This window comes from Thermomonas sp. HDW16 (genome assembly GCF_011302915.1).
In the GTDB taxonomy this organism is placed as follows: Bacteria; Pseudomonadota; Gammaproteobacteria; order Xanthomonadales; family Xanthomonadaceae; genus Thermomonas.
Map to the genome: position 1 here is coordinate 644,860 of NZ_CP049872.1, position 12,908 is coordinate 657,767.

Genomic DNA, 12,908 nt, shown 5'->3' on the forward strand with positions numbered 1-12,908 from the left:
CGTAAATATTTCACATTGATGGCGCGTTTGTGCGCTGCGGCGTGCAGAGCTTCGAACAGCCGGATATGAAAGAAGCTCGCTAGGGAGGGCGGTGCCGTGCAATGCGGTATGCCCATGGATATGGGGAAATCATGAAAATGTTTCGACAGACGTCGCGCGGCATGGCTGCGTTGCTTTTCGTCCTCAGTTTTTTGTTTGCACCAAGCCATGCGCTTGCAAGGGTGCAAGCTACGTCGCCCGGCAGCTGTCAGACAAACTGGCACTACGCTGATGGGTGGTGCTATGCACCTGATGAATATGTCAGCGTAACGGGCACGCGTGGCGACTTCGACAACGACCCCTATAGCTGGGGAGGTAACTCCAGCTACGGCAGCAGCTCTTCTTATTCCCCCCCCGACTTGTTCGATACGGGCAATGGATACGCATCGCAAATCCAGGCCCCAAGTACAGCCAATGCTTCAGGGCAAAACGCCAATTCAAAAATCGGCTGCGGCGTAGGCAACCCGATTCTCCCAGCCACCGGCAACAAGATCGAGCCGGAGGCCGACTTCACCAGTTCCGGTGAAATGGCCCTCGGCCTGACGCGTACCTACAACCACTACTGGCCGGGCGCGGGCCTGTTCGGCAAGTACTGGGTCAGCAACTTCGACTACAAACTGACCTTCGGCACCACGGATCTCAACGCCTGTTACCCGCGCCCCGGCGGCGGCGCCTGCGGGATCGGAGCCAACACGATCATTTACGCGTGGCGTCCCGATGGACGCACGATCAAGTTCATCAAGGCCGCGGACGGCATCTTCTACGAAGACAAACCGCAAGCCGTGGCCAGGATCGTGCCGCAGAGCAACGGCAGCTTCATCCTCTATAGCGAGGAGCTTGGCGTCGAGACGTATTCGTTGGCGGGCTACGTGTCGTCGGTGGTGAACGCGCATGGCATCGGCTGGACGTTTACCTACACCAGCGGCACCTATCCCTACCGCATCACCCATACCTCGGGCCGCTACGTCGAATTTACCTGGACCAGCGGCCAGTTGACTGCCGTGCGCGATCCAGCGGGCAATTATTACGGCTTCTCCTATAACGCCAATTACTTTGGCACTGGCTTGCATCGGTTGACGGCCAGTTCGCAGCCCGGCAGTCCGGCCACGACGACCACCTACCACTACGAGAAATCGACCGACACCAGCGCATTGACGGGTAAGTCGTTCAACGGCGTTCGCTATTCCAAGTTCACATACGACGCCAATGGCTATGCGACCAGCACCGAACACAACGGGTATGCCAAGTACACCTTCAGCTACAGCACGAATGCCACCGACGGCACCTTCACTGCGGTGGAAACCAACCCGCTAGGTAAACAAACGACCACCGTTTACAAGGATGGCAAAGCCATCACCGTCACCGGCCATGCCAGCACCTGGTGCCCGCAGACGAACTACGCCTTGAGCGAATATGACGCCAACGGCTACCCGGTGACGCGGCAGGACTTCAACGGCATCTACACCGACACGTACTACAACGCCAAGGGCCAACTCACACAAAAGGTCGAGGCGGCAGGCACGGCGCTGCAACGTGTGACCCGATATCAGTGGGATGCTGCCAGCAACCGCTTGCTAAGCGAGCAACTGGATGGGCAATACCTCACGCAATACACGTACACGAGCGGTGGCCGCATTGCGAGTGTCTCCACGACCAATCTGTTGGCGCCATCGCCGGCGAACAATCTCAATCAGACACGCACCACCACGTATACCTACACGCTGCATGCCAACGGCATGCTGGCGACCGTCACCGTCGATGGGCCATTGCCTGGAGCCGGTGATGCCGTCACGACCAGCTACAACAATCAGGGCGATTTGATCTCGACCCAGAACAGCCTTGGCCACATGGTGACCTATAGCAATCTGAATGGGCTGGGCCAGCCGGGGCGGGTGACCGGGGTCAACGGCGACATCACCGATTACACCTATGACGCCCGTGGGCGTGTCACCAAGGTGCGGACCTATCCGGATGGCGCGACGGCGGCGGACACCAGCTATTTCTATAGCGCGAATGGGACGTTGGAACATGTGACTGGCCCCGATGGGCAGAGCATGAGTTATCAGTACAACCCAGACCGCCAGCTCACGATGCAGCACGTCGGGTTGGCTGCCGATCTTAATGATCAGAGCAAACGGGTCGAGGCGCAGTCTTTTGGGCGTGATCTTGCCGGCAACATGACGTCGAAATACAACATGAGCCTCTACTGGAGCAATTACGGTTACGGGTATCTGGGCTGCTATGGGAAGTTCGGCATGAACCCGATGCATCTGGAGTCGGATATCCCCGAGGAGGACTGCGAATACCAAGGCGGCACGCCTGAGTATGGGGACATCGTTGTCAATGAGAGCGATATCACGGCCATGGCTTTTGCCGACTACGACGAATTGAGTCGGGTGCGGGCCCAGCGATCCAATTCCGGTCAGACTGTCACTCAGAGCTATACCTATGACCTGAACAACAACATCAAGACAATCGTCAGGCCATTAGGCACTACCACCTTGTACTACGATCAGTTGGATCGCGTGGTGCAGTCGACGAATCCGGCGGGCGGTAATACGTACTTCGAATACGACGCCGCAGACCGGCTGACCAAGGTGACCGATCCGCGCGGGAAGATCACGACGTATGTTTACGACGGCTTCGGCCAGCTATGGCGCCAAGTCAGCCCAGATAGCGGTACGACCACCTACAGCTACGACGCGTACGGCCAGTTGAGCCAGATGATTCGCAATGACGGAAGTGTCACGACGTATGGCTACGACGGTTTGGGCCGCCTGGCCGCCGTCAACGCTGGTGGTCAGACCCAAGACTACGGCTACGATTGGTGCGGAAACGGCAAGGGTCGCTTGTGCAGCACCGTAAGTACGGCCAGTACACAAAACTACGCGTACATGCCAGACGGTCGCCTTTACATCCGACGAGAATGGATTCGTGGCAACGCGGTGGAATCCGACTACTGGACATTTTATTACTACGACGCATTCGGTCGCCTGCATGCGATCACCTACCCGAGCGGCGTTGCGGTCGGTTATGGCTATGCCAGCAGCAAACTCGTAGCAATGACGGTCAATATCGGTGGGGTTGTCAGCAACGTGGTTACGAACACGCTGTATCAGCCGTTCGGACCTGCGAAAAGCTGGATCTATGGGAACGGCCTGTCCCGTGGGTATAGCTATGACTTGGATGGCCGGCTGACCAATGCGAACACCAAGAACGGCACGACCAACGTGCAGAACCTGTCCTATGCCTACGACACGAACGATCGCATCACCGGGATCACGAACGCGACCAATACCAGTCTGAGCCAGACATATGGCTACGATGCCTTGAGTCGCTTGACCGGCGTCACGTCCACGTCGGGCAACCAGGCGCTGTACTGGGATACCAACAGCAACAAGACCCGGCATACATGGACCTTCGATGAATCGCTGGGCGTCGATGCGGCCAGCAATCGCATCGGCAGCATGGGGCCGCATACCTATACCTACGATGCGCGTGGCAACCGGGCGACCCAGTCGTTCAGTGGCTCAACGGCCACCTATGGGTACGACGGCTTCAATCGCACGACCAGCATCAGCCGCAATGCGGCAACGAGCTTCGGTGAGCCGAACTATGCGACTGTGAGCTTGCCTGCAGGCACCAACGGCTACGGTTACAACGCCTTCAACGAGCGCGTCTGGAAGGCGGCACCGAGCCATGGCTGGTATCGCTATACCTACGGGCCGGGTGGCACTCTGCTATCGGAGCACAAGGACAACGGCGATCAGTGGACGAACTACCTCTGGTTCAACGGAGAACTGGTCGGCCTGGTGCGCAGCAACCAGTTGTATTTCGTGCATAACGATCACTTGGGTCGGCCGGAACTGGCGACGAACAGCGCAAAGAGTGTGGTGTGGCGAGCGAACAGCTACGCCTTTGATCGGCGAGTGACGCTGGACAGCATTGGTGGACTGAACGTTGGATTCCCCGGCCAGTATTACGATCAGGAGACCAACCTTTGGTACAACATCAACCGCTATTACGATGCGCGCATTGGAGGCTACACGCAGAGCGATCCGATCGGGCAAGCCGGTGGGCTAAACACATATGCCTATGTCATGGGCAATCCAGTTAATGCAGTAGATACGCTCGGTCTACAGACTTGTTTGCTGACAACAGTTGGGCCAGGTGGAGTTCGAGATCACTCTGCGGTCTACACGACACGAGGAGATGGCTCTGGCGGTCCTGCGCTTTACGATCCGGCCGGATCATATGGTGCTGCGAATGGCGGCGGAAGCAGCGGTATCGTGACGGGCGATGCTGCCAGCATCGCGAAATTCAAGGAATTTCATAAAGGACAAGGGGTTGAGTCCTCGTGCAAGAACACTTCTAAGAAGGAAGAAGAGAGCATCATCAATAAAGCCTTCAGCCTTCCCTCGGCAGCGCCATTTCAGTGCGCAATCATGTCTTCGTCAGCGCTGAGTGGTCAGTCTTCATTCCCACATGTGGAAGCCGGCACATTCTGGCCTGGCAATTTGCTGCGTCAGGTGCGGAGGGGGCCGTGAATTCATCGCTAAGCAGCGCGTTGATTTACTTGCTTGGCTTCGTAGGCCTTGCCTCGATTGGTTTGATACCACTTCGAGTCTGGCAAGTGCTGAGGCGGGCACTTGCGTTCAAGAAATCAAGACTGCTGATTGTCTTCCTAGCCCTGATAGCAGCGATGGCGCTCTTGGGGGATGCGCAAATCACGACACGAATTTTTAAGTGTCTGACTGAGAGTTACTGCGGCCCCGGTGTCGCAAGTGGATGGATTTATCTTGCAATGCTTGGGGTTGTGTATCTTGTTTTTGAAGTGTCAGTTCTTTTGATATGGAAGATCAATCGGGCCAAGCCTTTCCCGCCTGCTGCATAGCTCAGATGTAAGGTGTCATTCGAAGCCCCGCTCGTCGCGGGGCTTCTTCGTTTAGCGGCTAGCCTTCTTCTTCTGCGGCTGTAGTCGCAACTGCGATTGCCGGGCCTGGTGTTTGAGGATCAAGCCTTCAAGCACCGCCTGTGCGGTGGCGCGTTCGTCGTCGTCGAACTGCTGCAATGCTTCGAACTGCAAGCGCAGCGCATCGCTGGGGCCGCGTTCGTCTTCCTCGAAGACCAGTTCATCCAATGAAACCCGCAACTCCTTCGCCAGCCGGGTGAGGGCGTCTAGTGTGGGGGTAATCCCCCGCCAATTAACTGACGTCAGAAGTGGAATTTTCTCGTACGCTTTCCCGAGGAGGTTCCATGAAGAAGTCCGCTTCGGCGAACTACTAACAGGGTCAGTTTCACTTCCTGGCTACCCACAAGAAGAAGCCCCGCTTAAGCGCGGAGCAGCAGCTGTGCAACAGTCGGGCCAGAAAACAATGGAGCCGGAAGGGTGTGTTTTTGTGGTCGTGTCCACCGTTTGATGTCGGGCGACCACTATCTCAACTATTTTGGCGCTCGTTTCTCGACTCTATTGTCACGCTCCAACTTTGTAAACAGGAAATAAAGTTGTATCTCAGGAAATAAAGTTCTATCTCAGGGAATAAAGTTGTATCCGGTAGGTCATCTGCGATATCTGGCGTTCGGGGGAACGAGCGCCTCATCGCTGCTCGATCTAAAGGCAAATCCATAGTGATTTGGATCGCGCTGAGCTGAGATGGATTCACCCGTTAGAACTCTTCGCGCTTTGGTTACCAATGTTCGGGCAGCTTCATCGCGATTTTCATGCCGCGTGTTGGCTCCCTCACAATGAATCCGCCTCGGATCAGGTCGCGTAGCACGTGGTTCACCATTTCTCGGCTTGCACCGACTTGGTTGGCGATTTCTTGCTGAGTTAGTTGGCGCGGAATCCTGCGCGAATTGCCGTCATCTATGGCGGCATTGTTGAGAAGCGTGACAGTGCGTTCATACACACCATCCAAGGCAACGCTTCGAAGCTTTCGCGTCGTATGCCTTACGCGCGAAATCAGTTTGATGATCAGAGCCTGAGTGAAATCGGGATTCTGGTGAATCAGAGTATTAACGCGATTTCCGTTGATAACCGCGCATTCGGAGATGACAAGCGCCTTGACAGATGCCGAGCGCGGCTCGCCATCCAGAAACATTTCCCCGAAGATCTCACCTGGCTCGATCAAACTGTACGTCAACTCTCGGCCTCTACGGTCTTCGGTGAATGCCTTGAGGCGGCCAGAAATCAGAATGTACAGCGTATCGGATGCCTCTCCTTCACGGATGACCATATCGCCAGGTACATAGGCCTGAGTGACCCGCTGCGCGCGAGCAAATCAAGCAGTTCGGTCGAGAACCGGTCGATGATTCCATTCACGAACAGCTCCGTTCCCTTCGTACGCGTCATCTAGGGCATGACGAATCGTCAAAAAGTGAAGTATTTACGTTGCGCTTGTCAATTTCCTTATTGAATGATTCATGCCCCGCAATGTTGCGGGCAATCGGGGAATCAAAGATGCAACTTCGAAACATACTGCTTGGGATGGTGATTGCAGTGGGCGCATCACTGCTGCCGGTCGGCAATGCACAAGCTTTGCCTGCTGGATGGACTGATGCTGGATGCTTTGGTCCGGATCGCCTAATTGTCGGCCCGAATGGGAGCTACATCATCTACCACAATTCACCTTCGTGCGCCTGATATAAAATTGCAGCGCCGGTTTTGCCGGCGCTGCTTCGATTAAAGGAGTACGGAATGAAATCGAGATGGATCCGCATTTGGTTCTGCGCATTGTTGGTACCTATTTTTACATTTACAAATGTCTGCATTGCAGCAGACGCCGACAATAAGCCGATTAAGGTGTCAAGAACTGAGCTCGATCAATACTGGGTTCCATCTCAGGAGGATATGTCGCCGACCATACCCCCCTTGGTCAGATCTGCGTTTGGCTTAATTCAGAAGCATGGACGAATCGTGCTGGACTATGAAGTCACAATTAATGAAAAAGGCGTACCCGTGGACTTTAAGTTAAATTCCATAACGCCTGCAAACATTGATCCTAAGCCATTCATCGCTGGGGTGATGTTCTATCGCTACAAACCAACCGTACAAAATAGCGAACGCAAGCCGGTACGGCTACATGATCAAAAACCCCATTTCATGCCGAAAAAATGATCGTACGGCACGCCTGACTCTATGAGAGTGCGAGAGACTAAGTATTAATGTTGAGTTTTTTATTGCGGAGCCTGATGGGCCGGGCACCAAGCCTTGCGCTGACCGTGCTGGGCCTTGCCGTTGCCTTTGCGGCAACGCTGGCGGCATTGAACTTGCATGCGGTGCTTCGCGACGGTCACCCGCAAGGGACGAATTTTGTCGGTGAACCCCTCAGTATCTTCTCGCACATAACCGCAAGAAATTTTGACCTTTTCCTGTTTCCACCACAGATTCAGGCATTTCAAGAAGAGATCGGTGACAGCGGCGCGGTCACGGCTTCCTCAGGTGCAAGGGCGATAGATGTCGAGGTTGCTGGCACCACGCATGAGGTAGCGGTTGACGTAGTGGCACCAAACTTCTTCACCTCGCTCGGGGTAGAAATTAAGGGCGCGGATGCACGGTTATTCGGAGAAGAACGCACAGCTCCCAATTGTGTCGTCTCGGAACGCTTCTTGGCGGGCATGGGACTGCAAGTAGCGCCCGAAATGCTCCAAATTGCTGGACGCCCCCTACGCGTGATCGGTGTCGCACGTGGTTTCAATGGCCTATGGGATCATGAGACAGATGTCTGGGTGGATTGGCGTCTTGGCCATGATCTGCTATCTCCGAATACAACTGTCAAAGGTATTGATGGGTTCTACTGGACGCTGGCCATCCCAGCACATGCGAAAGCCGCAACTTTTAGTGGCAGGCTACAACGCGCACTGGCGCGCCACGATCTGGTTGAACCTCCTTTTGACAGTTTTCGCGCAGTGCCCGGTATTACCAATCAGCCCGATATGCGCCGAGCCGCAGATATTAGTTCATGGCTGTATCTACTCCTGTGCGTGATAATGCTCACTGTTGCTACAGTCAATCTTGCAGCATGGTCCGCCTTATTGCGGGCGGGCAAGATTGAAAGCGAATGGACATTCCTGCAATTGGGGATTCCACGCCGCGCGCACTCGCTGCTCGGGCTTGGTTTCGTCTTAGTTCCGGTACTTGCCGGAGCAGTACTAGCGCTGCCCCTCGAACGCCTGCTCTCTGCGTTATTGCATCAAGATTCCGCCATTTATTCTTTGCTGGCGTGGTCACCAGAGTACAAGCACACTTATCCATGGGGTGCTTGGCTTACCATTGTGCTCGCGGTGACAGTATCCGGCTGGGTGCTAGGGCTCGCCGTGGCGCGTCTGGCGGGCATGCACTTCGGCGCCGTCAGTCTGCATGCAGTCGGCGGCAAGGTAGAGCGCCTGTTTCGCCCGATGGCCACGCTGGTGACGATGCTGGCTGCCATTGCCCTGCTGTTCGGTACTCTACAAACAGCCAATGCACTGCGGGTTTGGCAGGCCTTGGCTCAGAAAGACACCGGGCAAGTTTGGATGTTGTTCCTCAAGCCAGATAGCAATACAGCTCTAGATCGTACGCGGCGTGAAGCCGTCATACGTGATGTGCGTGCACAACTTCCACATGTACACACGCTCGGCTTCGTGAAGATTCGCCCGTTGTCCTCCACCAAAGAGGGATTGAGCGCCTATTCGCTGGAACCGAATGGGCCACCAGTACTGAAACTGCTACTTAACGAGGCAGATGCAGGTGGCATGCAGGTGCTGGGAGCCAACCTGCGTAGTGGGCGTCAATCCGACACCAGCCTCAGCGCGATGGAGATCATGCTCGATGCACAGGCCGCGCAGAAGCTGATTGACGTTACCGGTAAGCGCAGTGTGCTTGGCATCAGTCTGTACGATGAGTTGAGCATGCCTTGGCGCGTTGTCGGCATAGTGGATCGCATCCCGTACGGGCCAGATCCCGACAAGGAAGCGCCAGTGGCCTATGTAACGCTTGGGGATTCGCCTTTGATCATGAATCTCATCCTGCGCGGAACGAGTACGGTCGAACAAATCAACCAACTAGCCGCCGCGGGCGTACGCGTGGATGATGGCCAAGTGCACTTCGGTGAACCAGCCAACCTCGCCGAAAAATCCAATGAAGCGCTGGCACAGTTCCGTAGCCGTGCCTTGCTCGGTCTGATTGCGGCGATCATCACTATCGCGATATCAGTACTAACCATTCTCTCGATCGTGACGCTGGAAGTGCGCCGCCGCCGGCGTTTGCTGGCGGTTCGCTCCAGTCTGGGCGAACGCCCACTGGCAACAGCTTGGCGTGGTACGCGAGGTGTGCTGTTGTCGATATTGCTTGGTGCGTTGTTGGGTACGCTGGCGATCTGGTTGGCCGGCGCATGGCTTGCAGCGCAAGACATGGTGAAGCCAGCCGACTTCGCCTGGGCCATGCCGCTGTGCATCATCCTGCTTGCTGTACTCGGTGGTGCTGGTAGTGTCCTTGTCCTATTGAAAGAATTTTTTGCCCAGCCCCTAGCACAGCATCTGCGTGAGGATTGAAGACTTGAACAAACCAGACGATCCATTCGTCATCGGGCAGATGGATGTCGCGCGCCTGGATCATCCGCAGCGCCGCAGACGGCAGGTCATGTATGCGATAGTCGCCCTCATCCTCCTATTCCTGGCTGGTATTGCGGCGTATCGCTGGCTTTCACTCGGTGTCCCGCGCATAGCTGTCGACCGGCTGTGGATCGACACCGTGCGCTTCGGCGACTTCGAGCGCACTGTGCGGGGAACCGGGGTTCTGACGCCCAAGGTGCAGCGCTGGCTCACCGCACAATCGAGCGCCACCGTGGAACGCGTGGTGGCGCAGCCCGGTACCCGGGTCAAGGCCGATGACGTAGTATTGGAAATGAGCAATCCCGAACTGCTAGATCTTCTCTCCGACGCCCAGTCCGCACTGGCAGCGGCGGCGTCCGACGAAGCATCCAAGCGCCTCACGCTGGAGGGCCAGGTGATGGATCTCGAATCGTCACTCGCCACCCTGAGCGCCGACCACGGTTACACCAAGCTGCAGGCCGAACGCGAAGCGAAGCTGGTGGAACCAAAGTTGATATCCGCTCTCCAGTACATGCAGACGCAGCAGCGACTTGAAGCATTGACCGAACAGCTGCAAATCGGAGCACGCCGACTTGCCGGCCTGCGCCGCAACGTGGGCGAGCAGATCGAATCGGGCACGGCGCGGATTGCACAGTTACGTCGGGCGGTCGTACAGAGGGAACGACAGGTCGAGGCGCTGCGCATGCGCGCCGGCATCGACGGTGTGGTGCAATCGATTGAGGCTACCGAGGGCAAGCAGGCGGCGGCCGGTTCGTCACTCGGGCTGATCGTGCAGACATCGCCGCTATGGGCCAAGCTCAGCGTGCCAGAAGCGCAAGCCAAGGATCTTGTGTCGGGGATGAAGGCGCTTATCGATCTTCGCAGCGCCTCCTTGCCTGGCCACATCGTGCGCATCGTACCCGGCGTGCAGAACGCTGCAGTAGAAGTGCTCGTCGAACCGGATGGAGCGCTACCGCCGGAAGCACGCCCCGCGCTTGGGATCGCTGGCACCATCCAGATCGACCGCATCGCTAACGTGCTGACGATTCCACGCCCTCCTGAAGCACGGCCGGACTCGACAGGAACGCTGTACCGGATTGGCAGCGACGACCGCGCTGAACGGGTTTCTGTGCGCTATGGGCGGGCGTCGTCGGATCGCATCGAGATCGTTAGTGGGCTGAAGAAAGGCGACCGAGTCGTGCTGTCGAATCTGGCCGACTGGAACAACCCTCCCATCTTCCGATTGCAATAATCTCTACCGAAAGAGCATCCATGATCGCACTGAACGGCATCACGCGCGTTTTCCGCACGGATACGGTCGAGACACATGCCCTGCGTGGCATCGACCTGCTCGTCGAAAAAGGAGAGTTCATCGCCATCACCGGCGCATCAGGCTGCGGGAAATCCACGCTGCTCAGCGTACTTGGCTTGCTCGACCGGACCAGCGGCGGCTCATACAGGCTTGCCGGGCACGAAATCGGAAGCCTGTCCGCCAGCCAGCGTGCACAAATCCGCAATCGCGAGATCGGCTTCATCTTCCAGGCATTCAACCTGATCGATGAGCTCACGGCACGCGAAAACGTGGCCCTGCCTCTGGAGTTTCGCGGCGTATCGAAGCGCGAGCGTATGGCCCGTGCCGCCAAGGCGTTGGAGCAGGTGGGCATGGAGCAACGCATGGATCATCGACCCACGCAGCTCTCTGGCGGCCAGCAGCAGCGCGTGGCGATTGCCCGTGCCCTAGTCGGAAACCCGCGCTTGATCCTCGCCGACGAGCCCACCGGCAACCTGGATTCCAGCAGCGGCGACGCAGTGATGAATCTGCTGGTCAATGTTCATCGAAACGGCGGGACGGTTCTCATGGTCACCCACTCGGATCGTTGTGCCAACCTCGCCGGCCGGCGCATCCACATGCAAGACGGCAGGATTTTCCCTCTGCCCGTGGCCCAACCGTAACCTTCCCCGTCAAGCGCCGCTGTTAGCAGTAACTAGAAAGTTGAACATGCGCTGAGGATTTCCAGGCTAGATAAGCTGAGAAAGGTACGGCCCAATCAAACTGCTCTACAGAGCTGAGCTTCCAAGGCTGTATACCGCTTACCGCAAGTCTTATCGACTTGAAGCGGAAATCCAGCGAAATGACAACAGAAGTTGTCTTTTCTGGCGCGCAAGTCAGGTTTCCTTGAACTGGAACTTTGAACTTCCCTGGGATTTGTAGCCATCTCCAAGCCGTACATTACGGCTATGACGGAGGTGGATATGAGCAGCAAGCGTTATCCGGAGGAGTTCAAGGTCGAAGCGGCCAAGCACGCACATGGCCTATCGACCTGTCATCGGTGAAACATTTGTCGTGTCCGTATATGGTGCGTCGGCAATGATCCGATCGAGCTCCGTCCCAGACCTGTCGATGGCTGCCAAAGCGCGATAAGCGTACAAGTTCCAGCTGCGGTACAACATCGCATAGACAGCGCATATGCCGACAATCACGAGTGCCTTTAGCCAACTTGGTCCTGGCGCCGTAATGGCGAGGCAGTACATCAATAACCAATGCAAACCCACGACTGTCGCGAAGGTGGCGGACATTGCACGAGCAAGGGTGGATCGACGGAGAATTATGGTGCCGTTACGTTCTCGCAAGTCAATGTTGAGCACGGTCAGCCGAATATCGGCTAATGGCAGTCCTGCGTCGTAGGCAGCTCGGACAATTGGCCTAACTGACGCGGGCGCAATTCGCCAGTACATCACGGCAAACTGCAGTCGTCGGCAGCGCTCGGTGTGCCAACGCGTTTCCAACGATTTGTTCCCAGTATCTTCGAGACTCTGAGCGAGGCGTCTTTCTGCCCAGTGGCGACGTGCATGCCACCACCAAACGCCAGAGAAAATGGCATCCAGCCAGTTGCCTAATGCGATGGTAAGCCGTCGAAGTAGTGCATCCAGGCGGAGGAAGGATGGTGGGTAGGTAACTGGATTCATGCGCTCATCAGCTTGAGGAGATGTTCCTTGATCGCGACGGTTGACTCGTTCGAACCCTCCTGCATTAACGCCGAACAAAGAAACCGGAAGAATCGCTCCCGCTCCGGGTAGGGAAGCGGATCACCGGACGCGTCGCGCGCGAACTCATCGACCGTCTTGAACGCGGCCGCACACACGTCGAGTGCAGCGCCAGGTCGACTGAAGAATGCGGACGTCTGCTGCAGAACCAACTGGCTGATATCCACGCCACGATCCTGTAGGCGGAGCAGGTAGTTGAGATCTGGGACACGCACATCCTGCTCATACAGGTGCTGAGTCACCCGTTTGACACC

Annotated in this window: 9 protein-coding genes and 1 pseudogene; 6 read left to right on the forward strand and 4 right to left on the reverse strand. The window is 56.6% G+C overall.

Annotated features, from left to right (window positions below; translation table 11 throughout):
- Window positions 1-131 precede the first annotated feature (131 nt).
- Both G7079_RS02860 and G7079_RS02865 read left to right on the forward strand, forming a co-directional pair.
- The gene (locus G7079_RS02860; protein ID WP_166055370.1) at window positions 132-4,586 is read left to right on the forward strand and encodes an RHS repeat-associated core domain-containing protein; all 4,455 of its coding nucleotides are present in this window, start codon (window positions 132-134) and stop codon (window positions 4,584-4,586) included.
- Window positions 4,583-4,933: a hypothetical protein gene (locus tag G7079_RS02865; protein ID WP_166055372.1), complete on the forward strand. Its 351-nt coding sequence runs from the start codon at window positions 4,583-4,585 to the stop codon at window positions 4,931-4,933. The genes G7079_RS02860 and G7079_RS02865 overlap by 4 nt, the downstream gene beginning before the upstream one ends.
- A gap of 51 nt (window positions 4,934-4,984) precedes the next feature.
- Here the strand turns inward: G7079_RS02865 and G7079_RS02870 are convergent, their stop codons facing one another.
- From G7079_RS02870 to G7079_RS13455, 3 genes and pseudogenes are all read right to left on the reverse strand, one after another.
- Window positions 4,985-5,179 carry a hypothetical protein gene (locus tag G7079_RS02870; RefSeq protein WP_166055374.1) on the reverse strand — a complete coding sequence of 65 codons (195 nt, stop codon included), beginning with the start codon at window positions 5,177-5,179 and terminating at the stop codon, window positions 4,985-4,987.
- Between the two features lie 547 nt (window positions 5,180-5,726).
- On the reverse strand, window positions 5,727-5,948 hold the full coding sequence (locus tag G7079_RS13450; protein WP_255453193.1) for a helix-turn-helix domain-containing protein: 222 nt from the start codon (window positions 5,946-5,948) through the stop codon (window positions 5,727-5,729).
- A 99-nt stretch (window positions 5,949-6,047) separates the two neighbouring features.
- A pseudogene (locus G7079_RS13455) lies at window positions 6,048-6,281 on the reverse strand (cyclic nucleotide-binding domain-containing protein); the annotation flags it as partial.
- Between the two features lie 455 nt (window positions 6,282-6,736).
- On the opposite strand from G7079_RS13455, the gene G7079_RS02880 reads away from it, so the two are divergent.
- Genes G7079_RS02880 through G7079_RS02895 form a run of 4 tightly spaced genes read left to right on the forward strand, consistent with a single transcriptional unit; the run spans window position 6,737 to window position 11,562 of the window.
- Complete coding sequence (locus G7079_RS02880) at window positions 6,737-7,156, forward strand: hypothetical protein (protein WP_166055378.1); 420 nt, start codon at window positions 6,737-6,739, stop codon at window positions 7,154-7,156.
- A gap of 47 nt (window positions 7,157-7,203) precedes the next feature.
- The gene (locus tag G7079_RS02885; RefSeq protein ID WP_166055380.1) at window positions 7,204-9,570 is read left to right on the forward strand and encodes an ABC transporter permease; all 2,367 of its coding nucleotides are present in this window, start codon (window positions 7,204-7,206) and stop codon (window positions 9,568-9,570) included.
- 4 nt (window positions 9,571-9,574) lie between these two features.
- On the forward strand, window positions 9,575-10,861 hold the full coding sequence (locus tag G7079_RS02890; RefSeq protein ID WP_166055382.1) for an HlyD family efflux transporter periplasmic adaptor subunit: 1,287 nt from the start codon (window positions 9,575-9,577) through the stop codon (window positions 10,859-10,861).
- Window positions 10,862-10,881: 20 nt separating this feature from the next.
- A complete protein-coding gene (locus G7079_RS02895; RefSeq protein WP_166055384.1) occupies window positions 10,882-11,562 on the forward strand; it encodes an ABC transporter ATP-binding protein in 681 nt (226 codons plus the stop codon).
- Window positions 11,563-12,572: 1,010 nt separating this feature from the next.
- Here G7079_RS02895 and G7079_RS02900 read toward each other — a convergent pair.
- Window positions 12,573-12,896, reverse strand: coding sequence for a hypothetical protein (locus tag G7079_RS02900; RefSeq protein WP_166055386.1), 324 nt, complete (start codon window positions 12,894-12,896; stop codon window positions 12,573-12,575).
- Window positions 12,897-12,908: the final 12 nt, after the last annotated feature.

What these genes read in the sequence shown, in the direction of transcription:
- G7079_RS02860 (WP_166055370.1), top strand. Translation starts at nt 132, where the DNA reads ATGAAAATGTTTCGACAGACGTCGCGCGGCATGGCTGCGTTGCTTTTC.
- G7079_RS02880 (WP_166055378.1), top strand. Translation starts at nt 6,737, where the DNA reads ATGAAATCGAGATGGATCCGCATTTGGTTCTGCGCATTGTTGGTACCT.
- G7079_RS02885 (WP_166055380.1), top strand. Translation starts at nt 7,204, where the DNA reads ATGTTGAGTTTTTTATTGCGGAGCCTGATGGGCCGGGCACCAAGCCTT.
- G7079_RS02895 (WP_166055384.1), top strand. Translation starts at nt 10,882, where the DNA reads ATGATCGCACTGAACGGCATCACGCGCGTTTTCCGCACGGATACGGTC.